Origin of the sequence: Lentilitoribacter sp. Alg239-R112, assembly GCF_900537175.1 — a bacterium.
Classification (GTDB): domain Bacteria; phylum Pseudomonadota; class Alphaproteobacteria; order Rhizobiales; family Rhizobiaceae; genus Lentilitoribacter.
The window spans coordinates 101843-128103 of the sequence record NZ_LS999835.1; the positions used below are offsets into that span (position 1 = coordinate 101843).

Genomic DNA, 26261 nt, shown 5'->3' on the forward strand with positions numbered 1-26261 from the left:
CAGCAGCGTAAGATTAAAGCAACCGAACAGATATTCCGCCATCAACGCTAAGCTGTGCGCCCGTTACAAAACTTGATCGATCAGATAACAAGTATAACGCCGATTGCGCAATCTCTTTTGGGTCAGCCAGGCGTTTCAACGGATGCAAGTTCGCAATAAATTCCTGAGTATCGGGATCATCTCCCGCCATTGCAGTTTTTGTTCCTCCAGGAAGGATAGCGTTTACACGGATACCCCCGCCAGCATGTTCAGATGCAAGTGCCTGCGTTAATCCTGTCATCCCAGCTTTTGAGGCTGCATAAGCGGCCATTCCCGGCATCCCGCCATTGCTGGACCCAACAAAAGAACTAGTGAACACAATAGCTCCTTTTCCCTGTGTAATCATGGCTGGTATTTGGGCTTTAGAAGCATAAAATGCGCTGGATAAGTTGGCCGCAATTACAGCATCCCAATTTGCTGAATCCATCTCAGAAACCGGACCCATGTTCCCCATGATTCCCGCGTTATTAAATGCACCATCAAGTTTGCCATACTTTTCTAATGCATGATCCACGAGCTGCTTGGAATAGGCTTCGTCAGTCACATCACCGATAAGGTAGGATGCTTTGCCATTACTAAGAATAATTTGATCAACTACTTTTTTCAATTCGGCTTTACGCCTTGCGCCGAGAACTACGTTAGCGCCTTCCGAGGCAAAAAGCAGAGCGGCGGCAGCGCCGATACCACTGCTTGCACCAGTAATAATGATTGTTTTATTTTTTAGCTCCATAATCATGCCTTTCTGTTTTGCACGACTATGCTTTATTAAATTCACCTCTATTCAAACCACCCGATTCTTGCGTTAATCAAAATGCATGGAATCAGTGCGCAAGGGAATACATTTCCAGAAGAATCATCACCTGAAAATAAGGAGCTGAATTGAAAAATTAGACCTATCGATCTTTAAAACCAATAATGTCCAAGTTATTCTTTAGAATCAATATCTTGTTCGACAATTTTAGGTCCACCTTTGGCGACACCAACCATGGCTGGTCGTAAAACACGGGTGCCAATAACGTAACCATCCTGCACCACATTAACCACCGTGTTGTTTGGTGTTTCTGTATCAGGAACTTCGAACATCGCTTGATGGAAATTTGGATCAAATTTCTTACCCATTACGTCAAGCTTCTTAACACCATGACGCTCCAATGCAGAAAGCATTGAACGCTCAGTCATTTCAACGCCTTCCAATAACGCTTTCAGATTTTCATCTGCAGCGCCATCTTCTGCTTTTGGAGCAGCTTCAATCGTACGACGTAAATTATCCGCAACACCAAGCATATCTTTAGCAAAACTAGAAACAGAAAATGTTTTAGCATCTTGTATTTCACGCTGCGTGCGTTTCCGCAGGTTTTGCATGTCAGCAACTGCACGAAGCGCATCATCTTTAAGCGTCTGGTTTTCAAGCAAGAGTTTTTCAAGCACTTCATGATCATTAGATTGATCAGCTTCGCCTGCCTCTTCTTCATTCAACGAGGAAGCGTCGATCTTTTCTTCAGCCTTGTTTAACGCCTCAAGAATTTCTTCAAGTTTGTTATCAACGTTTTCAGAACCACTATTTTCGGGGGCTTCCTGACTCATTGTTCGGAATTCTCACTTTTTACAATTTTTGAATTTCCAACTGCATATCGACATTATATGGCAAAAATCAAGAGCTAATCCGTCAAATATGTAAATAACCTCCAATCCAAAACATTGAATTATCTACTCCTAGATACGAAATTTGAGACGAAGAATTGCAAATAACGCATATTTAATGCCGATTTGGTACCATTTTCACACATTGTTGCGTTGCAATACACACGGAGCATGCTAACTTGATCCATCCAAATGCGGAAAACTATAAAGGCGGCTATATATATGTTTTATAACTTTCATGAGCTTAATCATGCGGCTATTGCTCCGATGCGTGCCTATGCAGATGCGCTCCGATTTGCTTACGAGAGCCCTGCCAATCCCTTTTCCAAATCGCCAATGGTACGCTCTCTTTCCGCAGGCCTAGAAGTATTTGAACGCACGACACGCCGTTATGGGAAGCCAGATTTTGGATTGGAAACTACGCAGATCGATGGCAAGACAGTCGCCGTCGAAGAAAATATTATTTGGTCGAAACCTTTTTGTGATCTCCTGCATTTCAAGCGAGACCTTCCAAAAAGCTGCAAGTCACAGCCAAAAATTCTCCTTGTAGCTCCAATGTCCGGTCATTACGCAACACTTTTGCGGGGAACAGTTGAAACACTCCTTCCACATGCTGAAATTTATATAACAGATTGGACGGACGCTCGCATTGTTCCAAAAGCCGTCGGCAGCTTCGATCTTGATGATTATATCGACTACATAATTGATATGTTTGACACATTGGGACCAGATACACATGTCATGTCAGTTTGCCAGCCGTCTGTGCCTGTGTTAGCTGCGGTCTCACTTATGGAAGCACGTAAGAGTAAGAACACGCCTCGCTCCATGACCCTCATGGGTGGCCCCATTGATACGCGTGTGAATCCAACCGGAGTAAATAAACTCGCTCAATCCAAACCATTGTCTTGGTTTGAAGAAAACGTAATCATGTCAGTGCCTTGGCCGCTTAAAGGTTTTGGTCGTCGTGTTTATCCAGGATTTCTTCAACTATCAGGCTTCATGTCTATGAACTTGGATAAGCATGTTGAAGCAAAGAGTAAGTTCTTCATGAATCTGGTCAAGGGTGATGGAGATACAGCAGAAAAACATCGTGAATTTTATGATGAATATATGGCTGTAATGGATTTAACCGAGGAGTTCTATCTTCAAACGGTTGACGTTGTGTTCATTACACATGCGTTGCCGAAAGGTGAAATGATGCATCGCGGCGAACTTGTTGACACAAGAAGCATCAAGAAGTGCGCTCTTTTCACAATCGAAGGCGAAAATGATGATATTACTGGTGTTGGGCAAACCCAAGCAGCACATACTCTTTGCCCTAATATTCCTAAGACTAAACGTGAACACTATATGCAACCAGATGTTGGGCATTATGGTGTGTTTTCCGGCTCCCGATTTAGAAAAGAAATTGCGCCCCGTATTTTAAAGTTTACTGCAAATCTTAATAACAAGGTCGGTTAGAGTTACATTGGCTTTCCGATTTATTGAAAAATTTATCTAAATCTAGAATATGTGTAAGTTATTGATTCTAATTTATTTTCCATTATAATTTTCTGTAATTTATTGCGAATGACCTTCTTGCGTGGTTGAATTTATCCATCTGCCTCACAACATCTATATTGTAAGGAGGCACAAATGCCTCACCAACATGAGGATAAAAGATGATACAATCAGCACTAGTACGTCCCGCATGGACGCCTGTAACCATCGCTCTGATGGTATTGGGTTTTATGGTTTTTTGGCCGCTTGGTCTTGCCATGATCGCCTATATTATTTGGGGTGAACGTTTGGATGAATTTAAATCTGAAATGAATAATGCAACAGATGGATTCTTCAGATCTTGTCGTAGATCTGGTTCTGGATTTGGTCGAAGCCGCTCACATTACAATTCGGGCAATATGGCTTTTGACGAATGGCGAGATGAAGAACTTCAACGTTTGGACGAAGAACGTCGTAAGCTTGATGCAATGCGTGAAGAATTTGACGCACATATGCGTGATTTACGCAGAGCGCGTGACAAAGAAGAGTTTGATGCATTTATGCAATCTCGATCCAAGTCAGGCAAAAAAAACAAAAAATCGTCAGTTCCAAAAACAACTGACTGATAGATTAGATGAAACGGCGCTTTAGCGCCGTTTTTCTTCGTTAGAATGATTAAATTATTCTACGCAAAACGAATCAGTTAAAATGGTTGCATGCTCTCCTTTTTGAAGAAAACAGCCAATGATAGGCCCCAAGACAGATTTATTGATGTTGGTGATCGATCATTACCACTCAAGATTCGTCCCCACGCGCGCGCGAAGCGCATCACCTTACGCATTGATCCTGGCGGGCGAGGACTAAGCCTTACGATCCCACAAAAACTTCCCGAACATGAGATTAATGAATTTTTGGAGAAGTACCATGGCTGGATTTTAACAAAGCTGGCCAAGTTTCCCAAAGATGATGAACTCATTGAGGGTGGATATATTAAAATTCGCGGCCAAGATCATCTTATAGAACGCACAGGGAAAATTCGCGGAATAACTGAAACTGTTCAGTTGGATGGAGAATTTATCCTTAGAGTTTCTGGGGATGTGCCACACCTTAAACGACGCATTTCGGATTTTTTAAAATCAGAAGCACGCAAAGATCTCGAAAAATCGACCCATTATCACGCTGAAAAAATAGGGCGCTCTTTTAAGTCCATCAGCCTACGCGATACGAAAAGCCGTTGGGGTTCTTGTTCATCAGATGGCAGTCTATCCTACTCATGGCGAATAATCATGGCGCCACCATTTGTGCTGGATTATCTAGCTGCACACGAGGTATCTCACCTTGTTGAAATGAACCACGAACCACAATTTTGGCAATTATGCGAGAACCTTTGCCCGCATACTCAGGATGCAAAAAAGTGGCTAAAGAAAAATGGTAGTCTTCTTCACGCCATAAATTTCAACTAAATTACGCTGAATCATCTCCAAACCTATCAAAATACTCGACTCTTTGCGCTATTCATGGCACTTGCGGAATTATGAAACTTACGATCAAAACATGTGGTTTGAAATCTGCCGAAATCGTGGCCCATTCTGTTGAAAACGGCGCTGATCAGATCGGATTTATATTCTTTGAAAAAAGCCCGCGACATGTGACGGTTCAGCAAGCCAGTGATGCGGCAGTACCCGCACGCGGCAAGGCTGAGATCGTGGCCGTATCGGTAAATGCGAGTGACGAGTATCTTGATGAAATCGTAACTGGCCTTCAGCCAGATATGTTACAACTACACGGTAAGGAAACACCAGATCGCGTAGCAGAAGTTAAACATCGCTACGGCTTACCAGTTATGAAAGCTTTTTCAATACAGAGCGCTACAGATCTTGACAAAATAAAGCCGTATATTGGTATCGCTGATCGTATGTTGTTTGATGCGAAAGCCCCCAAAAATTCTGAATTGCCTGGTGGCAATGGGGTATCATTTGATTGGACTCTGCTTGATACACTTGATCCTGAGATTGAATATATGCTCTCCGGCGGGTTAAATGCTGATAATGTTGGCATAGCAATTGAAAGTACAAATGCGTTTGGGCTTGATCTTTCTTCTGGAATTGAAAGCTCGCCGGGCGTAAAAGATAAAACCTTGATGACTAACTTCTTTCAAACCATCAATAAGAATTTGGAGCATCAAGCAGTAAATAAAGCAATTGGGAGAACGGCCTTGAGCGAACAAAATATTCCGAATTCTTATCGGGAAGGTCCTGATGAAGATGGACGTTTTGGCATCTATGGAGGTCGTTTTGTTGCCGAAACTTTGATGCCTCTCATTCTTGATTTGCAGGATCACTGGGAAGTGGCAAAATCAGACCCTACATTTAAGGATGAACTTGAAGATCTAAATAAGCATTATACAGGTCGTCCCAGCCCGCTTTATTTTGCAGAGCGCCTGACCGAGGAACTTGGCGGTGCAAAAATCTATTTTAAACGCGACGAGTTAAACCACACAGGTTCTCATAAAATCAACAATTGCCTCGGGCAAATTCTTCTTGCCAAGCGTATGGGAAAGAAGCGCATTATTGCTGAAACAGGTGCTGGTCAACACGGCGTTGCATCGGCCACAGTTGCCGCTCGTTTTGGTCTGCCTTGTGTTGTCTACATGGGTGCAAAAGATATTGAGCGCCAGGCACCAAATGTGTTTCGTATGAAGTTGCTGGGTGCTGAAGTGATTGGCGTTACCGCCGGTAATGGGACGCTCAAAGATGCGATGAATGAAGCTTTGCGTGATTGGGTAACCAATGTCGATGATACCTATTACATTATTGGCACAGCAGCTGGCCCTCACCCATATCCAGAAATGGTGCGTGACTTCCAGTCCGTCATCGGTATGGAAGCTAAAGAGCAAATGATGGAACGCGAAGGTCGCCTGCCGGACATGCTAGTTGCTGCTGTGGGTGGCGGGTCCAATGCTATTGGTCTATTCCATCCATTCCTTGATGATAAAGATGTAAAAATTGTTGGTGTTGAAGCTGGTGGTAAGGGTCTCGATAGTGATGAGCATTGTGCGTCACTAACTGCTGGTTCACCCGGCGTTTTGCATGGCAATAGAACATATCTCTTGCAAGATGATGATGGCCAAATTGAAGAAGGTCATTCGATCTCCGCAGGTCTTGATTATCCTGGTATCGGCCCAGAACATTCATGGCTTCGCGATACGGGCCGTGTTGAATATGTGCCTATTATGGATCATGAGGCATTAGAAGCATTCCAACTTCTAACCCGCCTTGAAGGCATTATTCCTGCTCTTGAACCAAGCCATGCTCTTGCGGAAGTAATGAAACGCGCACCTAAAATGGATAAAGATCAGATCATTGTTATGAACCTTTGCGGACGCGGTGATAAAGACGTGTTCACCGTCGGAAAGCATTTGGGAGTAGAGCTATAATGACTGCACGTATGGATAAAAGATTTGCGGACTTGGCTAAGGAAGACCGTCCTGCGCTTGTCACCTATTTTATGGCAGGAGATCCCGGTTATGATGCATCGCTGGAGATCATGAAAACACTATCTAAATCCGGTGCGGATGTCATTGAACTTGGGATGCCATTTTCTGACCCAATGGCAGATGGTCCGGCTATTCAGATGGCGGCGCGGCGCGCCCTCAAAGGTGGCCAAACATTGCAAAAAACCATCAATATGGCACGGGAATTTCGTAAATTTGACGCTGATACACCGATTGTATTGATGGGGTATTATAATCCGATTTACATCTATGGAGTGGAGCGCTTTTTAGATGCTGCGCTAGAAGCTGGGATTGATGGTCTTATCATTGTTGATCTACCACCTGAAATGGATGATGAATTATGTATTCCAGCTATTGCGAAAGGAATTAATTTCATTCGCTTGGCGACACCAACAACAGATGAGAAACGCTTACCGACTGTTTTGCAAAATACATCTGGCTTTGTATATTATGTGTCTATGAACGGTATTACCGGGTCAGCGCTAGCAGACACAGTAAAAGTTGGCGATGCGGTAAAGCGCATTAAATCTCACACTGATCTACCGATCTGCGTTGGCTTTGGCGTGAAATCGGCCGAACAAGCAAAGGCAATTGGCCAAGATGCTGATGGTGTTGTAGTTGGTTCAGCAATTGTAAGCACAATTGCTGATTCATTGGATGAAAATGGCCATGCTACTGCGCAAACAAACACCAATGTTGCCAAATTAATTGAGGATTTAGCCGCTGGAGTAGCCTCGGCTCGTTGAAATTGACATCTATCATCGCCAGATAAGTATAAACCTGTTTTGGAGTATTAACACGTGAATTGGATTACTAACTACGTAAGACCTAAAATTAGTTCAATGCTGGGTCGCCGTGACGTTCCTGATAATTTATGGATCAAATGCCCTGAAACGGGTGAGATGGTTTTTCATAAGGATTTGGAAGAAAATCACTTTGTGGTGCCTTCATCTGAATACCATATGAAAATGACTGCCAGTCAAAGACTGACACATCTCTTTGATGGTGACTTTGAAATACTTGAAAATGTTGACGTTACGCAGGATCCACTTAAGTTTAAAGATATCAAACGATATTCTGATAAACTGAAAGATTATCGTGCAAAAACTGGTTTAGAAGATACAATTGTATCAGGTGTTGGACATGTAGATGATGTTAAGCTTGTTGCATGCGTGCATGACTTTAGCTTTGCGGGTGGCTCGCTCGGCATGGCGGCAGGCGAAGCTATAATTAAAGCGTTTGAACGTGCAATTGAAGAAAAATGTCCGCTCGTTCTATTTCCAGCTTCTGGCGGTGCGCGCATGCAGGAGGGTATCCTGTCCCTTATGCAATTGCCGCGTACAACGGTTGCTGTGGAGATGCTAAAAGAAGCTGGCCTTCCATATATTGTTGTTTTGACAAACCCAACAACGGGCGGTGTTTCAGCATCTTATGCCATGCTTGGTGATATTCATATTGCAGAACCGGGCGCCGAAATTGGCTTTGCAGGCAAACGCGTGATTGAGCAAACTATTCGCGAAAAATTGCCAGAGGGTTTTCAAACATCAGAATATCTTTTGGAGCATGGCATGGTTGATATGGTTGTTCATCGTCATGAATTACCAAAAATGCTTGCTCGTATATTGCGACTGTTTGCAAATACGCCCGCAAAGCTAGAAGAAGTTCTCGCACTGCCTGCTGAAACTACTCACGATAACGAAGCGGCTGAAACTGAAGTATCTTCAGATGAGAAAGCGCCTGCACAAGATACTCAGGCAGCTGAAACAGACGAAGCTAAGTCCTAAAAACTTAAGACTGGGATTTAAATGTCTGATAATCTTCCGGCTCGTGCTGATCAGCTCATTGACCATCTCATGACATTACACCCCAAGGGATATGATTTATCCCTTGGCCGGATAAAAATGTTGCTTGAACGGTTAGGTAACCCTCAAGATAAGCTTCCACCCATCATTCATGTTGCCGGAACAAACGGCAAAGGCTCCTTCACCGCGTTCTCACGCGCATTGCTGGAAGCTGAAGGGTATAAAGTACATGTTCACACTTCACCGCATCTTGTGTCTTGGCACGAGCGCTTTCGCATTGGCAGAGAAGGTGGAGGACAGCTTGTTGACGATGTCATGCTCGCAGATGCTATCTCACGCGTAGCAGAAGCTAATCAAGGCCAATCAATAACCGTATTTGAAATTCTTTCTGCCGTAATGTTTCTTCTATTTTCAGAACAACCAGCAGATGTCGTCATCATAGAAGTTGGCCTTGGTGGCAGGTTTGATGCCACCAACGTCATCAAAGAACCCGCGATCAGCGTGATCATGCCCGTATCAATCGATCACCAGTCTCTTTTGGGTGATACGGCTGAAAAAATTGCTTTCGAAAAAGCCGGCATCATTAAAAAACGATGCCCCGTTGTTGTAAGCAAGCAGCCTTTTGATGAGGCATTGCACGTGATTGAAGCCCGCGCCAATGAACTTGGGTGCGCAGCATCCATTTTTGGTCAGGATTTTGCCGGTTCTGAAGAGCATGGTCGCTTTGTCTATCAAGATGAAGACGGTTTGATGGACCTTCCAAAGCCTGCACTTATTGGTGAACATCAATATATAAATGCAGCAACTGCAATCAGAGCTGTAAGAGACGCAGGTTTTCCAATCTCCCAAAAGGCTGCGGAAGAAGCTATGCGCAACGTTTACTGGCCGGGTCGTTTTCAAGCTTTACCTAGGGGCGAATTAGCCAAAAGCCTTACAGACTTTGATAAGAACTACAAGCCGGAGATTTATATTGATGGCGGCCATAACTCAGATGCTGCCAGCATACTTGTCAACATAATCAAGCAATTGGATCAACGAGATAAACGACCTCTTTATCTTATCTCTGCAATGCTTAACACCAAGGACCCAAGTGATTTTTTTAATAAGTTCAAATATTTGGCAGAATATGCCGCTATCTTGCCGATCACATCATCAGATGCAGGTATTCCAAACGAAACATTAGCGACAATTGTAGATGAAGCCGGGATCACCGCTGAAAGCATTGAAGACATACAGTCTGCATTTGATAAAATATCAGCTCTTCATATGGCTAAGTATCCCCAAATTGCGCCACGCATCCTAATTTGTGGTTCGCTTTATCTTGTGGGGGATGTTCTTCTAACTAACGGTACGCCGCCAAACTAATAAAAGCCCGCATGATAGAAACGCGAGCTTTCTTTCTCAGATAAGATATCTGTTAAATTAGACTCTTAGCCTAAACCGCGTCACCAATCCATGATGACAGACCTGATTTTGGTAATGCACCAACTTTAATATCAGCAACCTCGCCAGCTTTGAACATGGCCAAAGTTGGAATAGAGCGAACACCATATTGTGCTGCTAAGTCTGGGTTCTCATCAATGTTTAACTTTGCAATTTTGACTTTATCGCCCATCTCGTTTGAGATTTCTTCGAGACTAGGTGCAATCATTTTACAAGGTCCACACCATTCAGCCCAAAAATCAACAACAACAGGGCTATCTGAATTCAGGACTTCTTCCTGAAAGTTATCGTTATTTACAGTTACAGTTGCCATTTTGGGCTCCTTTGGAATCGTTTTGTACCCCATATGTGAGGCATATTGAGCGTCGTTTCAAGTAGTTCAAGTTAATTTGAACTCAATTGCGATAGAGCTTGTTCTAGATATTCATCAGAAACCGTAATAAGACGGGGCGCTCGCGTAAATAAAAGGGCAGCTCTGATAGATCTATCAGGATAAAGCGGCTGTAGAACTGCACGATAAATAGCCATCTGATTGATATAAGAAGTTGGCACATCCGCAAGCTCGGTTGGCGGATTACTATTGGTTTTATAATCGGTAATTAAAACCTTATCCTCTAGAACAGCGATCCGATCTATCCTGCCAGATACCATCCGCTCTTCACCAGCGACATTAATATTCCCCATAATTGAGAATTCAGATGCACCAACTCCGTGAAATAGCGGTGCAAACTCTACATCATTCAGCAGACCAATCATGTTGTTTATTATTCCACTATAAGCTTCGGCGCTCAAATTAGGTAATGCATTTCTTAAATACCCAAGCGATTGGGTCTCCCAGTCCTCGGGTTTCATTTCAGGTAGGACCTGCAACAAGCGGTGAATCGCTTTTCCATATTCAAGCGCATTAATCGAAAGACTATCTGACTTGTGAAAGGGGGAGTTTAGTGGAGATGTTATATCTTCCTCATCGAGAATTGCATGTGCACCGGATGGGATAAGTGGTCTCGGCAAAGATCGTGATTTCTTAACTAGAATATCAAGGCATTCTGGCCTTTCAATCACGCTTCTCTTCTCTTTCATAATAGTGGGTAATGTATCAATGGATCGTTCAGCTACGTCACGCGAATAATGTTTTGCTTTCCACTCCAATTGACCGAATTTATTATGTATTTCTTTAACTGTTTCGGATTGAGCACGTTCAAATCCATCGCTCACCAACCCATGCCAGGTTAAACTAGATGCTTCTCGTACGCCTCTATAACCACAAACAATCAATCGATCGGCGGCGCGCGTTAGGCCCACATATAAAAGCCGCCGATACTCCTCCTCAGCGAGTTCTTGTTGTTTGTCTTTGAGTCGAGCGGACTTCGAATTTTCTAGTTTTCCCGTCGGCACCCAAAGAAACCCCTTCGGTAGACTTTGTTGATCAGAATCATCCGAGATAGGGCGCAAGGTTGCAGCATGGGACGTGTGGAACGCAGAACTGCCGGGGTCAACTAAAAATACAATTGGTGCTTCCAGACCTTTCGATGCGTGAACCGTCATAATACGAACCGCATCGACACCTTGTTCTTGTTCTCGTTTAATTTCCTGTTTGGACTGGTCAAGCTTTGCCAAAAAGCTTTGCAAACCAGGCAAAGCATTCATATCATGATCAAGTGCAGCATCTAAAAACCCGTCCAACACATCGGACACTTCATGCCCCATGCGATTGAGATAAATTTGTCGTCCACCAATTGGTCCTAAAACGTGCTGATAGAAATCATGAACCGAAAGCCGCTGCGATAATGCATCCAAATACTCGATTTTGACTTTTATCTTCTCCCAAACATCGTCCGATAACGCCAAATAGCAAAGGTTTTGCCAAACTGAGGTGTTCTGATCACGTTTTGCGCATAGTTCAAATAGTTGATCTTCAGAGATGTTGAAAAATGGACTTTTTAGGACACTTGCAAGAGATAGGTCATCATCCTTGAGTAACAAAGTACGACCAAGTGCAATTAAGTCTTGAACGGCTATATGATCTGTAAGCCGCAATCGATCTGTACCTGCTACTGGTATATCTGTTTGAGATTTTAAAGTACGGATGAGCGTTGGAACGAATGCATCACGTTTTCGTACCAATATAAGAATGTCGCCAGCGGTAATTGGGCGCAACTGGCCGGTTTTTTGATCTTCAATTTGCTCTTTTCCAACCCACTTTTCCAGTGTTGTTGAAATTTGCTGCGCTAACAGATTAACCGGGTCTGTTTCTGAAACGGAATCAAACGGCTGAAGCCAATCTTCGCTCTGATCTTTCTTCTGTTTCGCGAGCATCTCCCATAATTCCACTCGACCGGGAGCGTTCTGCCGAACAGTTTCATGGATGATGGCCTCCCCTGAGAAACTCAAACCCTTACTGGCACTATCATCACCAAAAACGAGATCAACCATATCCAATATCTCCGCCGTTGAGCGGAATGACACCCGCAAGGCTATGGAATCAAAATCATTTGCCGAATTTTCTGCCCTTCTTGATGTTTGGCGACGCTCATAATCAAACCGTTCAGGTTGTGCACCTTGGAATGAGTATATTGATTGCTTCTCATCGCCCACCGCGAAGATAGTTCGCTCGACCTCTCTTGCTGAAAGCCCGCTATAAAACTCGCTCGCTAGGGATTGGACAACATTCCACTGACTGGGACTGGTATCTTGCGCCTCATCAATCAATATATGATCAATCCCCTTATCAAGTTTATAGTGCACCCAACTGCCAGCACCGCTTTTTTGAAAAAGATTAGCCGTCTGAATAATGAGATCATCATAATCCAGCATAGCCTGACGACGTTTGAGGCCTTCAAAGGCTTCTATAAAATGTTTTGCAATGACCAGTGCTTGCTCGCTGGCATCAAGACAATGGCGACGTTTTATAAGATCCTCAATATTAAGAATATGTTCCGCGACATCGCTTAGCATCTGCATAAGATCGGGCATCGCATCCAATAAATCTGCATTTACAGCTTTTGACATCGAACGCGGTTTTCCAGCTTTGGTTAAAAAACCGGATTTTAGTATCTCATATCTAAGTGTTGGCGATCTCTCAGATCTCGCAGTTTTCAAACTTTGAGCAAGATCTTTTGGTGTTTTATTTTTCCTTTCATGCGCCAACTCATAGTAAAGGTCAATTTGTTCATCACTCATGGATGGAAGCGGCCATAAGTTCATTATCAATTCATCTTCTGTTTGATCAGGACTAATGTCCAATTCAGTTGCTAGCTGAATTCTTACACCACCTACTGTCTCAGCTCTTTGCAGAAAACTGGACAACGCGTGTCGAGCGTTTATGAACTGACCAATGAGTTGATCGAATCCATGCTCACCAGCAATTGAAAGTATATTAGAAACAGCTCTTGCCAGATCCGTTTCCTTTTCATTTGCAGAGCTATTTATAATGAGGCGCCTTGCATCTTCTAGCATTTGCTTAGCCGCATCATCATCGAGCACTTGAAAATGACCAGCAACATTTGCCTCAAGCGGAAAACGGTGTAAAATCGCTTCACAGAAGGCATGGATTGTTTGAATCTTTAGACCACCTGGTGTCTCCAATGCAGCGGCAAATAAACGTCTTGCATGCAGCAGTTTATCACGTGATGGCGGCCGGCCTTCTAACTCCGTTAGTTTTGCGTTGAGCGAAACATCGTCTAGGCTTGTCCATTCAGATAGTATCTTGAATATCCGCAATGACATTTCAGCAGCGGCAGCCTTTGTATAGGTCAAACACAAAATTGCGGATGGCGCTGTACCGTCCATCAACAGGCGTACAACACGTTGTGATAGAACATGTGTTTTACCTGAGCCGGCATTGGCTGAAACCCATGCCGATAAACCAGGTGTTGCGGCTCGCATTTGACGAGCTGTTGTTTCTCCGATTAGTTTTTTTGTTTCAGGAAGATCACTCATAGCCATCCTCCATATCGGACGTTTCTGCGACCGACCATTCAGATACCCGAGCAAGATGATCATAATCACCAGACATATCAAATTCAGAAACCGGAATTGCTCTAGATAAGAATCCTATTCGATTATCACCCAACGCACTAATTAAAGATGACAACTCATCTGCCGCACGTTGGCCCAAATCGGATGCAGACTCCGTATCAGGGTTTTGCTTCGTCGGTCTTTGTTCAACTTGATCTATGATAAGATGATCTGATGGTTTAAAACGGACATATTTCAAACTATCAGCCTTTAAACCGCCAAACCCCTTAAAACCGCCCTGTTCTAGGGCAAATGCTTCTAATGCCAACTGAGGATCTAGAAGGCTTCTCGCCTCTTTCGCAGATGGTCTCGTTCCTGTTTTAAAATCAATAATATCAACATAAGTTCCGCCAGAATTATCTGTTGTAATATCAATCCGGTCAGCACGACCCGTTAAATGTATTTCACTTATGTTAGGCAATGTGCATCTGGCGGATAATTCAATATGACGTTTGACATTTAGTTGATCGCACTCATGCTCCCAATCAACATAATATTTCGAGACCTCCAATAGACGCTGCTTCCATAGAAAAGCTAAATCCGTTGGTAGGTCATGTTTTGAGAATTCGCTATTCATACAGTTCAAAAATGTTTCATAACGCTTCGAGTTTTGTATATCTGGCAGCTGTTTTGAATAATTTTCTATAATTGCGTGGAATATCGTGCCGCGCAGTCGCAAATCTGGTTCGGATGCAAAATTTTCAAGCAAATCAAGTTTCAAAATCTTTCTTGCATAGATTGCATAAGGATCACGACGCAGGGTTGAAACCTCGCTAAATGAATAGCTCTTCGGTTGAAAGCTCTTTTGTGGTTTTGGTTCCGGCCTTTGAGCAGATTTAGCTTGGTCTCGTGCAGGTACAAGCTCCGCATAGTCCACAATATCACGTCCACGTTTTCGAATAGTCTCAACAGCTTCGGGCCGCAAAACAGTTAGTAACCGCTGCACCCAACGTGATGCTACTGCGGGTGCGCCAGATGATTTTAAAGAACGTGTGAAAACAACACGTTTTGTCCCCGCGGCAATTTGGAAATCATGGGCTGCCAAACCTAATCGACGTTCTGGCGGAATGAGACCAATTTCTGATTTCATAGATCGAGAAAGAAACGGGTCATTTGAACTAACACTTGGCCATGTCCCTTCATTTAGTCCAGCCAGTATCATTGTATCAACATTTTGCAGTCGAGCTTCAAGCACACCCCAAATCATCACGCGTGGATGGTTACCGGTTTTGGGTTTCACCGTCTGTCCGCTAATCAATGGATCGAGCATGTCACACCATTCACGACCTGTAACTTGCAACGATGTAGGGCAGGCCTCAACCTCTTCAAGCAGACGCGCAAGCTGTCCGCCTTCATCGCACTCCCAAACTGCAAACAGACCGTCACCAGAACGGGTTATCGCTTCCAATGCGTCGATCGTACGCCTTGTCCAGTGACCGATAGATAGATTTAGATCGGTAGATGATTGAGAAGCTTGGCCATCGATACCGTGAAATGCCGAATAAATATCCGCAACGGCTTGGGCGAGTAATCCGGTTCGTTGCATATCTTCATTAGAAATGTTCCGTAACCATTTCGGAACATGTTTTTGCGCCAGGAGCGCATCAAAATTATCTGAAAGTAATTTCGGCAAAAAAGCCGGATCTATACAACTCTTCTCCGATCTCAAAACCAGACGCTCAATTACCGATGCCGAACGTAATCTCTCTTCTTCCTCAAGCCCAAAATGCGCAAATGGATGTTTCAACAAAGCTGCCAAAGCCAGGTTATCTTTTGCTTTTAACAATGCATGAAGACAGATGATTGTTAAATTACCAAGTTTGGTTTGTAACAATGAAATGCCGCCGGAATCATCTGCTGTAATTCCAAATTTTAGCAGTTCAATGGATACTTTCCGCGCGAGGTTTCGATCAGGGGTAATGAGTGCAACATCAGGCTCATCACTGTCTTCATTTGGCTCCAAAGCCAATCGAATGGCCGTTGCAATAGCTGCGGCCTCTTCCCGCTCATTTCCTGCTTCAATTAGAGTAAGATTACGACAAGCCTTTTGTTCGTCATCGATTAAAATGGACGCCTGATCAAACCAATCCTGTGTTTGCGATACTGGCAGCATTGCTTTTGAGATAATTTTTTGCCGAATATCTCGATCATAACTAGGCTTTGCGAGCTGTTTAACAGAGTTAAACTCTTCAACTTTAAGGCCAAGCCGCCATAATAAGCGCGCTAAACCGAATTGCGGATGTCCCTGAACAACAACAGTGGATAGATCAAACCGATGTTTAGCATTAATATTGTTAGATGCAACATTGTATATCGGCTGCCATTGATCAGGTGTCATATTCTGATCTAAACCAGGGAGAATAACAGCGCCATTCTCAAGTTGCGAAACAGTTTTGATAAGCCTCGCTGTAGCCGGCAAAGAGCCGGTAGATCCGGCAACAATAACAGGCTTAGAATGCCTTTTCTTCATTAATTCTTCGGTTTGCTTATCAAGCATGTTGATTTGACGGATTGTTATACTTTGCCGATTAAGTTCTTTAAGGCGAGTCGGCCAAAATTCTCGTAGTATCTTCAAAAATTCTAATGTTAATTGCCACCATTTTGCATGATCTTCCGCATCGATCAGATCAATGCCAGCTAAATCTACTTCTTCGCTTTCAGCACTTTCAATTAGACTAAGTAATTCATCAGCCAGCCAGATCGCATCGGTGGGGTTAGCTGGAGCAACCATGGGAACCGATTTTAACTGTTGGTGAAACGCTTTGGGTAAGGCCTGCTTCCATAAAAGGATCAACTCACCCAGAATTAGCTTCGACTGAATTGGCGAAATAGCATCTAAAGTAGAAAGCTCTTCATTAGATGCAATATCAAAAAAACCGAGATCATCTTCGACTTCACCAAGCGGCCTGATATCGGGTAGGATAACCGAACCTTTTCCGATCTGTTCTGCCAATTCTGACCGCAAAGAGCGTACCGCTCGGCGTGTGGGCACATATATGCGAATATCTGCTAAGTGATGTGGTTCACTTGGATCATATTTGAAACCTGGAAACATATCTCCATTAAGGAGAGCTTCCGCAAATGATGGCAAGAAGGCTACGCCCGGGGGGATCGTATAAAGATTGGGGGATTGGTCTTGTGTCATCAATTTCCCTAGCCAATGCGTTTAATTGCTGCTTCCGCTTCATGAATTGCATCCACCGTACCAACGGTCAACCAAGATCCATGCATAATGTGACCAAACAGCCTACCATGCGAAATTGCGGTATCAAGACAACGATTGATAGAGAATTTCTTGTCGGAGATGCCGTCAAATATCCGCCTATGTAAGATAGCGACACCTGCATGAATCAGCGGGTCATTTTCTACGCCTTTATAACGCTCTAACTTACCTTGACTATCTATTTTGAAGTCACCTTTGCCCGTATGTCCAGTTGTACGGGATATCGGTACGCACATGATCAGAATGTCCATTCTGCTCTCGTCAAAAACCGATATTAGTGCCGAGAGATTTGACTGGTTTTCTGCTTGGTCATCCAACCAAAATGTATCCGCATTCAAAAGTACGAATTCATCATCTGAGATAAACGGCAATGCATTAGCGATACCACCGCCAGAATCAAGCAACTCATCACGCTCATCTGAAATGGTAACATTAAAATTGTCTTGATTTTTCAGATAATTTTCAACCTGATCTGCAAGATGGTGTACATTTATGACTAAGCTCTCAATACCCGCTTCTTTCGCTGCATCTAGCGAATATTGCAAAAGGGCTTTTCCATTAACTTCAACAAGTGGCTTTGGGGTCTTATCAGTTAAAGGCCGCATACGGTTCCCCAAACCAGCAGCCAAGATCATTGCAGTTTTCAAAATTGATATCCGTTGTGTTTAGCGTCTGAAGAGATCAGCCTCATCAAACCACTTTTGCAAGGGTTTAAGCACGGAATGTGCCATTGTCCGTATTAAATAACGCTCAATTTGTGGGATAAGCGTAAGATACTCTGATTTTCCGTCGCGTTTATTCATTCGAACGAAAATTCCAAGGATTTTGCAGGCACGTTGGGCTGCCATAATTTTATAAGCTTCATCAAATTGCACGGGATCAAAATTATGCCTTTGGTCCAATCGAAGAGATTTATACCGATCTAGCAATTGTGTCTCTAACTCTCCCGAAACAACGACGCGCGCGTCTTGGGCAAGAGATGCGACATCATAAGCGGCAGGCCCAATTTGTGCGTCTTGAAAATCAATCAACCCAACTTGCGCAAGGCCACTTTCTCCAGATTGCCAAATTATATTAGGCGAATGATAATCTCTAAGAACAAGCGATGTTTCTGCTGATTTCATACGATGAATTAGCTCACGCCAGATTTGAAAATATACACCTGACTGTTGCGGCTCAATGATTGATCCAGTTTTAAATTCCCAATACCAATCAACAAGAAGGCTTATCTCCAATTCCATAACATCCGCATCATATTTCGGAATGGAGTAAGGCTCCATGACGTCATCTGTTAAAATAGACGGAATGTCCTGCCCGTGAAGATGGGCAAGTACATCTATTGCCGCGATATATCGTTCCGTATACGGAATATTCTGTATATCTACTGGTTTATCATCACCCAGATCCTCAAGGAGAAGAAACCCCTCTTCGAGATCTGTCTCATATAGTTTCGGCGTTCTTAATCCGATGGATTGTAGATAATTTGCGATCCTAATAAACGGAATGATATCCTGCGCAAGATGAGCCAAATCATAATAAGTCAGGCCATCTCTCAAAATCGGGCTACCAGAAATTTTTGGTGAATTCATCAGAATCAAGCTCTCTAACCCATCCACCGAGATCCGCTCATAATGCCTATATGATGCATCTCCTTGAAGATGCGCACGATGCGCCGTTTGATATCCATTATTATCTAAAAACCGGCGGATTTTTTGCGTTCTATCCAAACGCATCATGAAATCTTCCGGTCCAGAAATTTCTATATCTCGAACACTATCCAATCCAGTTATATTGAAAGAAATTCTACTTTTTGGGAGTTCATCTTCAACAATTTCAGGCCATTCAATGAATGCTGCACCATTTGTTAGTATCTCATCCAATCCAAGTTCAAAAATTTCATCCGGGTCGCTAGCACGATAAAGATCGATATGACCAATAGGTATACGCAAGTCATATTGTTGAACGAGGGTAAAAGTCGGACTGGGGACTTCCAAATTTAGATCATCCGCCACCGCTCGAATGGTAGCTCGCACAAGTGTTGTTTTACCAGCACCCAAATCACCTGTGAGGCAAATACAGTCCTCTTTTTTGACGATGAGAGCTAAATCTTCGGCAAATCTTTGCGTTGCATCCAAATTTTCAAGTTTTATAGTGAGAGTTTGTGATGACGTAGCCAAATCACCCGCCTACGCAGTTTGGCTCACAACGTTTTCGCAATTAAGCGGCAACGTGCAAATCACCGTCGTACCTTCACCCAAAATGCTGTCAATGTGCACATCTCCGTGATGCAATCCAACAAAACTCTGAACAATTGATAGGCCAAGACCTGCACCACCGCGTTGCCCATTTTGGCCTTTCGATTCAAACCTTGCAAAAATACGCTCTACATCCTCAGCAGGAATACCAGCACCATTATCGGTGACTTTGAAAACAACCCTATCTTCATCGGCATAAACGACCAGGTCAACATTTGACCCTTTAGGAGACGCGCTTGCTGCATTACCTAACAACTTTACGAGGATCTGCTTTAACCGTTGGAAATCACCTCTAATAAGATCCGGTGCATTGACCAGGTCCACATTAAGCGTAAGTAGGTTTTCCTTCATACGGTCAGCGACCTGGCGCTGCGTTCGCTCCACTAAATCAGTGATCTCAACATTTTGAATATCAAGCTTCATGATACCGGCATCAACCGTTGCAAGATCCAATATATCATTCACAATTGTTAGAAGAACTGATGACGAAGTCGCGATGTGATCAAGATATTCAGACTGGCGTTCATTGAGAACACCAATTTCTGGTGTGCGAACAAGATCTGTAAAGCCCATGATGTTGGTTAACGGCGAACGAAGCTCATAAGATACATGCTGCACGAAATCATTTTTGAGCGATTCAGCCTTTATGAGAGCATCATTTTTTTCTGTTAACATACGTTCAGCGCGGACGCTGTCCGACATGTTAACAAATGTGAGCATAGTAAGACCACCGGTCACGGGAACAAGCGCATAATCAAGAATAAGTCCGGTAGCCAGCTCTAACCGACCTTCAACAATCACTCTCTGATCATCAAGACTGGTAATAATCTCAGCAAAGTGACGCCAGCCATCTGTTCCTTGATAAGATTTTTCACACTCGGGAACAATCGACTTAATATGTGTGCCCTGACTGACTTGATCTTCAGTTAGCGCCCATAGAGCCCGGAAGGCTGGATTTGAAAGGGCAAGTGTACCGTCTGACGCAAATACGCAAACACCTTCAGCTAGATGATCAATCGTTTGGCCCTGAACTTGCTGTAATCTGTTATATCTGGTTTCCAGATCAACTTTTTCTGTAAGGTTTTCAAATACCCAAATTGTGCCACCTTGCGGGTTTGCATTGGCAAGCACATGCACCGTTTGACCGTCCGGTAGATGCCACAAATGTTGTTGTGGGTCTGCAGAATGATAAATAGAAAGCATCTCAGCCTTCCATTCTTTCCATCCCGGCTGATCCGGCAACTTGCTATCTGCGCGTAAACGTTCAAAGAAAGCGTTATTATCAGGATTGCCGGCGAGGAAGTCCGTTCCCAAATCCCATAGTTTTTGGAATGCCTGATTATAAAATTGCAGTTGCTGCTGCCTGTCAAAAATTGCAACTGGTGTCGACAGGTTATTAATTAAATCAACATGACCTTGAAGCGTATTCTCAAGTTCGCTGCGAATATCTTCTTCCGCTGTTATGTCGACAGCAAGACCTGCCGACCCTGATGGGCTTTTTGAATCTGCAACTTCAAAGAAACGGCGCTCGCCACGAACAACAGTTGAAAGCTTATCATAGAACGGACGTTCCGGAGTTGAATTTGATTTAATGTTTTCGCGTGCCTGTACACCTAGTAGCTCCAAACCACGATCAAGCACATCTTGTCGGCTTTTAGCTTCTGTTGCATGTGCAAATGCTTCGTTAACCCATTGAAGCTTACCATCGGAACCGCGCATCCAAACAGGCATTTCGATAACATCAAGTAGGTTCTGAAAAGTTTCGAGCGCACCAACCAGGCGATCACGCTCAGACATTAATGATGCTTGTTTTGCGCGAACATCGCCGAGCGGTACAAATCGCAAAAATGCGCACACACCCGATACTCGGCCTTGAACCTCAAGCATATCACCGCGAATGGTTTCAATAACAATATCAAAACTTTCCGCATCATGTCTGAGCTTTTCTAAACTTAGATCAAGTTTTGTCGCCGATTGGACATCGAGCCAACGTTCGAACTTTAAAAATTCTCGCTCAGATGAAGGAATGCTCAACTCAGCTGGTAATGAACCCAGCATTTCCGTTGGCTTGTCTTTTGATTCCCAAATTACAACTTTTTGGCCAGAATCTACAATGAGCGAATTATATCGCCCTTTAATCGCTTGCATATCACGCAGTTTCGCGCGCAATTCTGTGTTTTCAGTGTCTACTTTGCTGCGTTCGCGGATCAACCAAACAGCAGAAATCATCGTTGCCGTAATGGCGCCGATAACCATCGAGAAATAAAGAATATCTTTTGGTGAAGCGCCAAAGCTCATCGCTTGAATAGCTGCGTCCTGCGCACAGGCAATAGTAGGGAGTGAAATTAACGCTGAACAAGAAAGCGAGAGTAATTTCGAAGATCTAAGCACTTTGTGCCCAAACAACTTCAACCCAGACAAATAGCGTGGGTATATGCCAGTTAATGTTTCCCGTATCGAGTTTTCACCCGGCATGTCCTGATCCTTGTAGCCGCTCAATCTGATAAGACAACGCCGATCCATTTTGCAAACCACCACGACGCAAATCGAATCATCTTTGTAAAATATAACCCTATTGGGAATCAGCGTGAAGGGGAAACCGAGAAAAAAGAAGCCGCGCCCGAAGAGTCAAGAGCGCGGCCACAATATGTTGTGTATACAAAGTTAAAAATTAATATCTGTAGTGTTCTGGCTTGTATGGACCATCTGTTTTGACGCCAATATAATCGGCTTGTTCTTCAGATAGTTCACTTAGTTTTGCATTTAGTTTCGCCAAGTGAAGACGAGCTACATGCTCATCAAGACGTTTTGGAAGAACATAAACTTCGTTCTTATACTCATCACCTTTCGTATAAAGCTCGATTTGAGCTAGCACCTGGTTGGTAAATGAAGCTGACATTACAAATGATGGATGGCCCGTTGCATTACCGAGGTTCAAGAGGCGACCTTCTGACAGTAAGATCATACGGTTTCCTTTTGGAAATTCGATCATATCGACTTGTGGCTTAACATTATTCCATTTGAAATTCTTCAGATCAGCAACTTCAATCTCGTTATCAAAGTGACCGATATTACCAACGATGGCCATATCTTTCATCTCACGCATGTGATCAACTTTGATGATATCCTTATTGCCTGTTGTCGTGATGAATATATCCGCTGATGAAACCACATCCTCAAGTTGAACAACTTCAAATCCATCCATTGCGGCTTGCAATGCACAAATTGGGTCAACTTCTGTGACTTTAACACGTGCGCCAGCACCACTTAACGAAGCGGCGGAGCCTTTACCCACATCACCATAGCCACAAACAACAGCAACTTTACCAGCCATCATCACATCTGTTGCTCGACGAATGCCATCAACCAATGACTCTTTACAACCGTATTTGTTATCGAATTTTGATTTTGTCACCGAGTCATTCACGTTAATTGCAGGGAATGGCAATTGATCGGCTTTTTGTAATTGATAAAGACGATTCACACCAGTTGTTGTTTCTTCTGTCACACCTTTGATGGCGTCACGTTGCTTGGCAAAGAAACCAGGTGATTGAGCCATACGTTTTTTGATTTGAGCAAAAAGAACTTCTTCTTCTTCCGAGCCTGGGTTCGACAAGACATCTTCACCAGCTTCTGCACGTGCACCAAGAAGGATGTACATTGTGGCATCACCACCATCATCCAGAATCATGTTGCAAGGTTCGCCATCTGGCCACTGGAACATACGGTCTGTGTATGTCCAATATTCTTCTAGCGTCTCACCTTTAACAGCAAAAACAGGAACACCAGTTGCTGCAATTGCAGCCGCAGCATGATCTTGTGTTGAAAAGATATTACAAGAAACCCAACGAACATCTGCACCTAGCGCTGTTAAAGTTTCAATTAAAACTGCTGTTTGAATGGTCATGTGGAGCGAGCCACAAATACGAGCACCTTTAAGTGGCTGGCTTTCGCCAAACTCTTCACGGGAAGCCATAAGGCCCGGCATTTCGGTTTCTGCGATGTCTATTTCTGTCCGGCCGAAATCGGCTAACGAAATATCTGCTACAATATAATCTGACATGATGGTCTCCAAGGGCTTATCAAATTGCTAAAGGGGAGAAACACTCGCCCTTTTTAAATTCATTTATCAACAATTTGGATTTGTAGCAAGAAACATATAAAGAAATGTTTATATCGTTATGGTAACTATTCAGACTCACCGAATTTACTTGTAACAAGTTCTTCCAGTGCATCAAGGACGTTTACAGCCTCTGGTCCGGAAGCTTCAACAAGGATAGAACATCCTGGGCTGGCAGCTAGCATGAGTAATTCCATAATCTCATCACCGCCAACCTTCATATTATCTTTCGAAACACTCACAGTGGCATCAAATTTTTCAACAACTTGCACAAAACGGTGGGATGCACGTGCATGCAAACCTCGTTTATTCGTAATGTCGAGAATACGAGAAAGTTCAGACGAATTTACAGAAGTCATTTTTTATTGAGCAACCCACTGGCAACATTAATGTATTTACGCCCTGCATCCTGGGCCTCAGAAAGTGATTTTTCCATATCATCATCTTCGCGAATTCGGGCAAGCTTAATCAGCATTGGCAAGTTTACACCTGCAATAACTTCAATTTTCCCACTTTCATCCATGACAGAAATTGAAAGGTTAGATGGAGTTCCACCAAACATATCTGTCAAAATGATAACACCTTTGCCTTGATCAGCTTCAGCTGTCGCATCGATAATGTCCCGACGGCGCAAATCCATATCGTCATCTGGACCTATACATATGGTTTCAAATGCAGTTTGCCGGCCGACAACATGCTCAAGCGCATTTCGAAATTCATCTGCCAAATTTCCGTGAGTGACAAGCACCAAACCAATCATGCTTTCCCATACTCCTGTGGATAGCAACAGTTTTTCCAATTTAAACCTATCTTCAACAGGTTTGATATAAGTTCAAGCGAAAAAAAGAGTTCAATCCTAAAAACGCTAAGAACCTCTACTATTCGATGCAACTTTACTGAAACTTATCAAAGTTGAGGACGTTACTGCATCAAAGGAAGAGAGATTACGAAACAAGCACCTGATTCTTCATTGTTCGAAGAAGTCGCCAAATTTTCAACATCAATGGTGCCACCATGAGCTTCTATAATTTGCCGACTGATTGACAGACCCAGACCGGAGTTCTGTCCAAAATCTTCATCCGCAGGTCGATCAGTATAAAAACGTTCGAAAACACGATTAATATCTTCGATTTGAATACCTGGCCCATTGTCTTTCACTTTTATAATGCAGGCATCATTCTCTATTGATAATTCAATATGAATGCGGCCATGGTCTTCTGGAACAAAGCTTCGGGCATTTTCAATCAAATTTGTAATCACTTGCCCGAGCCGTAATTCATGACCCAAGACTTTATATTCTGAATCCTTGGCCCCTTCTTTAATATCAAATGTGATATCAACTCTTTTACCTCTGTCCATCTGCAATGACAGATCAACGATATCTGATAGAAGTTTTACTAATTCTACCAACTCTGAATCATCACGAGCAAGCTCAGCATCCAGACGTGACGCATCAGAAATGTCCGTTATCAATCGGTCAAGACGCATAACATCATGCTCGATGACGTCTAGAAGGCGTTTTTGTGATTCTTGTTTTTTTGCCAGCGGTAGTGTTTCAACAGCGCTTCGCAATGACGTGAGTGGATTTTTTAGTTCATGGCTAACATCTGCGGCAAAGCTCTCAATAGCCTCAATACGGTCGTAAAGAGCAGTAGTCATATCTCGTAATGCAGTTGATAGATTACCAATTTCATCTTGCCGTGCAGAAAAATCAGGGATTTCTTCTCTTGCCTTGACACCGCGGCGCACGCGAATTGCAGCTGCCGATAAACGACGTAGTGGTGTTGCAATCGTGCTTGCCAAAATTAAAGACAACACAATTGTTACAAGCGCCGCCACGCCAAATACGCGGAAAATCGCCATCCGTTCAGCATGAACAATTTTATCGATATCGCCCGCTTGTGTTGATAATAAAAGAACGCCTAACACGGCGCGAAATCTCTGAACAGGTACGGCCACTGATACAATAAGCTCGCCCGCTTCGGTGACACGCACCACCGCACTGCGTCCACCAGTTAACGCACTCATTACTTCAGGGTAAATTGTTCCATCGGCACCGGGTGCTTCGCGATAGACGGATAGTCCGCCAGGTTGAAGTAGCTGATTAAAAAGGCGTGAAATTGAATCATAGATCTGAAAATCATCTGAATCTGGTGCATCGAGGTCAAATTTCAAGACCTGTCCGCTGGTATACAAGAAACGCGAATCTAACAAAAGACTAGCATCTTGATCATAAATACGGGCACGCGTTCTCGTGGGTGATATGACACGACGTAAAACTGGCGCAATCACTTTTGGATCGAATGGAAATGCTAAATCATCTGAAACAGATGGAGATACACTTTGACCCGCTTGCAGTTCCAGAAGCTTTTGCGGATCAATCGTTATGGAATCCGTTTCAACACTTGCAGATGCTGCAATCGCACCAGAGATAATCTCGCCTTGGGTGAGAAGGCTTTCGACGCGCGCATCAATAAGGCCTTCACGGAATTGGTTCAGGTATAATATACCCGATACAAGCACCAAAAGCGCCAGAAGATTTAAGAACAATATTCGACGGGCAATACTTGAAAACAAGATTCCGCCGAAAATACGTCTTAAATAGGTAAAAGGATGCGTAAACCCTCGACTTGAAAACCCTTGGTTCTCTTGGCCTTGGGTAATCTTGGTCTCACCAGCTTGGGTGCGAGTAACCTGCCTACTCAAAGGATTTGACTCGTCCAAATCT

Annotated in this window: 19 protein-coding genes and 1 pseudogene; 8 read left to right on the forward strand and 12 right to left on the reverse strand. The window is 43.5% G+C overall.

Going from position 1 to position 26261, the window contains the following annotated elements; all coding sequences use genetic code 11:
- Nucleotides 1–13: 13 nt before the first annotated feature.
- Nucleotides 14–769 carry an SDR family oxidoreductase gene (locus G3W54_RS17350; RefSeq protein ID WP_162654567.1) on the reverse strand — a complete coding sequence of 252 codons (756 nt, stop codon included), beginning with the start codon at nucleotides 767–769 and terminating at the stop codon, nucleotides 14–16.
- A 194-nt stretch (nucleotides 770–963) separates the two neighbouring features.
- Complete coding sequence (gene grpE, locus G3W54_RS17355; protein ID WP_162654568.1) at nucleotides 964–1623, reverse strand: nucleotide exchange factor GrpE; 660 nt, start codon at nucleotides 1621–1623, stop codon at nucleotides 964–966.
- Between the two features lie 279 nt (nucleotides 1624–1902).
- Between grpE and phaZ the strand changes: the two genes are divergently transcribed.
- The 8 genes and pseudogenes from phaZ to G3W54_RS17390 all read left to right on the forward strand — a co-directional run bounded on the left by phaZ (nucleotide 1903) and on the right by G3W54_RS17390 (nucleotide 9840).
- Nucleotides 1903–3141 carry a polyhydroxyalkanoate depolymerase gene (gene phaZ / locus G3W54_RS17360; protein WP_162654569.1) on the forward strand — a complete coding sequence of 413 codons (1239 nt, stop codon included), beginning with the start codon at nucleotides 1903–1905 and terminating at the stop codon, nucleotides 3139–3141.
- 200 nt (nucleotides 3142–3341) lie between these two features.
- Nucleotides 3342–3785: a DUF2852 domain-containing protein gene (locus G3W54_RS17365; RefSeq protein WP_162654570.1), complete on the forward strand. Its 444-nt coding sequence runs from the start codon at nucleotides 3342–3344 to the stop codon at nucleotides 3783–3785.
- Nucleotides 3786–3887: 102 nt separating this feature from the next.
- Nucleotides 3888–4622 carry a SprT family zinc-dependent metalloprotease gene (locus G3W54_RS17370; protein ID WP_244627981.1) on the forward strand — a complete coding sequence of 245 codons (735 nt, stop codon included), beginning with the start codon at nucleotides 3888–3890 and terminating at the stop codon, nucleotides 4620–4622.
- Nucleotides 4623–4693: 71 nt separating this feature from the next.
- Nucleotides 4694–5320, forward strand: a pseudogene (locus tag G3W54_RS19320) (phosphoribosylanthranilate isomerase); the annotation flags it as partial.
- Nucleotides 5321–5374: 54 nt separating this feature from the next.
- Nucleotides 5375–6595 carry a tryptophan synthase subunit beta gene (gene trpB / locus G3W54_RS19325; RefSeq protein WP_244628000.1) on the forward strand — a complete coding sequence of 407 codons (1221 nt, stop codon included), beginning with the start codon at nucleotides 5375–5377 and terminating at the stop codon, nucleotides 6593–6595.
- Nucleotides 6595–7419 carry a tryptophan synthase subunit alpha gene (gene trpA, locus G3W54_RS17380; protein ID WP_162654573.1) on the forward strand — a complete coding sequence of 275 codons (825 nt, stop codon included), beginning with the start codon at nucleotides 6595–6597 and terminating at the stop codon, nucleotides 7417–7419. The genes trpB and trpA overlap by 1 nt, the downstream gene beginning before the upstream one ends.
- Nucleotides 7420–7473: 54 nt before the next feature.
- A complete protein-coding gene (gene accD / locus G3W54_RS17385; RefSeq protein WP_162654574.1) occupies nucleotides 7474–8457 on the forward strand; it encodes an acetyl-CoA carboxylase, carboxyltransferase subunit beta in 984 nt (327 codons plus the stop codon).
- 21 nt (nucleotides 8458–8478) lie between these two features.
- Nucleotides 8479–9840, forward strand: a complete 1362-nt coding sequence (locus G3W54_RS17390) for a folylpolyglutamate synthase/dihydrofolate synthase family protein (protein ID WP_244627982.1) — start codon at nucleotides 8479–8481, stop codon at nucleotides 9838–9840.
- A 70-nt stretch (nucleotides 9841–9910) separates the two neighbouring features.
- Here G3W54_RS17390 and trxA read toward each other — a convergent pair whose 3' ends face one another.
- The 10 genes from trxA to G3W54_RS17440 form a co-directional block, all read right to left on the reverse strand.
- The gene (gene trxA / locus G3W54_RS17395) at nucleotides 9911–10231 is read right to left on the reverse strand and encodes a thioredoxin (protein WP_162654575.1); all 321 of its coding nucleotides are present in this window, start codon (nucleotides 10229–10231) and stop codon (nucleotides 9911–9913) included.
- Between the two features lie 71 nt (nucleotides 10232–10302).
- Nucleotides 10303–13857, reverse strand: coding sequence for a double-strand break repair helicase AddA (gene addA / locus G3W54_RS17400; RefSeq protein ID WP_162654576.1), 3555 nt, complete (start codon nucleotides 13855–13857; stop codon nucleotides 10303–10305).
- The gene (gene addB / locus G3W54_RS17405) at nucleotides 13850–17080 is read right to left on the reverse strand and encodes a double-strand break repair protein AddB (RefSeq protein ID WP_162654577.1); all 3231 of its coding nucleotides are present in this window, start codon (nucleotides 17078–17080) and stop codon (nucleotides 13850–13852) included. Before addB ends, addA begins: the two co-directional genes overlap by 8 nt.
- Nucleotides 17081–17088: 8 nt before the next feature.
- Complete coding sequence (locus G3W54_RS17410) at nucleotides 17089–17805, reverse strand: nucleotidyltransferase family protein (protein ID WP_343162570.1); 717 nt, start codon at nucleotides 17803–17805, stop codon at nucleotides 17089–17091.
- 18 nt (nucleotides 17806–17823) lie between these two features.
- Nucleotides 17824–19335 carry a tRNA (adenosine(37)-N6)-threonylcarbamoyltransferase complex ATPase subunit type 1 TsaE gene (tsaE, locus tag G3W54_RS17415; RefSeq protein ID WP_162654578.1) on the reverse strand — a complete coding sequence of 504 codons (1512 nt, stop codon included), beginning with the start codon at nucleotides 19333–19335 and terminating at the stop codon, nucleotides 17824–17826.
- Nucleotides 19336–19344: 9 nt separating this feature from the next.
- Nucleotides 19345–21936, reverse strand: coding sequence for a PAS domain-containing sensor histidine kinase (locus G3W54_RS17420; RefSeq protein WP_244627983.1), 2592 nt, complete (start codon nucleotides 21934–21936; stop codon nucleotides 19345–19347).
- Nucleotides 21937–22084: 148 nt separating this feature from the next.
- The gene (gene ahcY, locus G3W54_RS17425; protein ID WP_162654579.1) at nucleotides 22085–23476 is read right to left on the reverse strand and encodes an adenosylhomocysteinase; all 1392 of its coding nucleotides are present in this window, start codon (nucleotides 23474–23476) and stop codon (nucleotides 22085–22087) included.
- Between the two features lie 125 nt (nucleotides 23477–23601).
- Nucleotides 23602–23892 (reverse strand): HPr family phosphocarrier protein, encoded by a 291-nt coding sequence (locus tag G3W54_RS17430; RefSeq protein WP_162654580.1) that lies wholly within the window; start codon nucleotides 23890–23892, stop codon nucleotides 23602–23604.
- On the reverse strand, nucleotides 23889–24293 hold the full coding sequence (locus G3W54_RS17435; RefSeq protein ID WP_162654886.1) for a PTS sugar transporter subunit IIA: 405 nt from the start codon (nucleotides 24291–24293) through the stop codon (nucleotides 23889–23891). The genes G3W54_RS17430 and G3W54_RS17435 overlap by 4 nt, the downstream gene beginning before the upstream one ends.
- Before the next feature lie 161 nt (nucleotides 24294–24454).
- Nucleotides 24455–26197 carry a sensor histidine kinase gene (locus tag G3W54_RS17440; RefSeq protein ID WP_162654887.1) on the reverse strand — a complete coding sequence of 581 codons (1743 nt, stop codon included), beginning with the start codon at nucleotides 26195–26197 and terminating at the stop codon, nucleotides 24455–24457.
- Nucleotides 26198–26261: the final 64 nt, after the last annotated feature.

What these genes read in the sequence shown, in the direction of transcription:
- addA (WP_162654576.1), bottom strand. Translation starts at nt 13,857, where the DNA reads ATGAGTGATCTTCCTGAAACAAAAAAACTAATCGGAGAAACAACAGCT.
- G3W54_RS17435 (WP_162654886.1), bottom strand. Translation starts at nt 24,293, where the DNA reads ATGATTGGTTTGGTGCTTGTCACTCACGGAAATTTGGCAGATGAATTT.
- G3W54_RS17390 (WP_244627982.1), top strand. Translation starts at nt 8,479, where the DNA reads ATGTCTGATAATCTTCCGGCTCGTGCTGATCAGCTCATTGACCATCTC.
- phaZ (WP_162654569.1), top strand. Translation starts at nt 1,903, where the DNA reads ATGTTTTATAACTTTCATGAGCTTAATCATGCGGCTATTGCTCCGATG.
- addB (WP_162654577.1), bottom strand. Translation starts at nt 17,080, where the DNA reads ATGACACAAGACCAATCCCCCAATCTTTATACGATCCCCCCGGGCGTA.
- trpA (WP_162654573.1), top strand. Translation starts at nt 6,595, where the DNA reads ATGACTGCACGTATGGATAAAAGATTTGCGGACTTGGCTAAGGAAGAC.
- ahcY (WP_162654579.1), bottom strand. Translation starts at nt 23,476, where the DNA reads ATGTCAGATTATATTGTAGCAGATATTTCGTTAGCCGATTTCGGCCGG.
- G3W54_RS17420 (WP_244627983.1), bottom strand. Translation starts at nt 21,936, where the DNA reads ATGGATCGGCGTTGTCTTATCAGATTGAGCGGCTACAAGGATCAGGAC.
- G3W54_RS17430 (WP_162654580.1), bottom strand. Translation starts at nt 23,892, where the DNA reads ATGACTTCTGTAAATTCGTCTGAACTTTCTCGTATTCTCGACATTACG.
- trxA (WP_162654575.1), bottom strand. Translation starts at nt 10,231, where the DNA reads ATGGCAACTGTAACTGTAAATAACGATAACTTTCAGGAAGAAGTCCTG.
- G3W54_RS17365 (WP_162654570.1), top strand. Translation starts at nt 3,342, where the DNA reads ATGATACAATCAGCACTAGTACGTCCCGCATGGACGCCTGTAACCATC.
- G3W54_RS17350 (WP_162654567.1), bottom strand. Translation starts at nt 769, where the DNA reads ATGGAGCTAAAAAATAAAACAATCATTATTACTGGTGCAAGCAGTGGT.
- grpE (WP_162654568.1), bottom strand. Translation starts at nt 1,623, where the DNA reads ATGAGTCAGGAAGCCCCCGAAAATAGTGGTTCTGAAAACGTTGATAAC.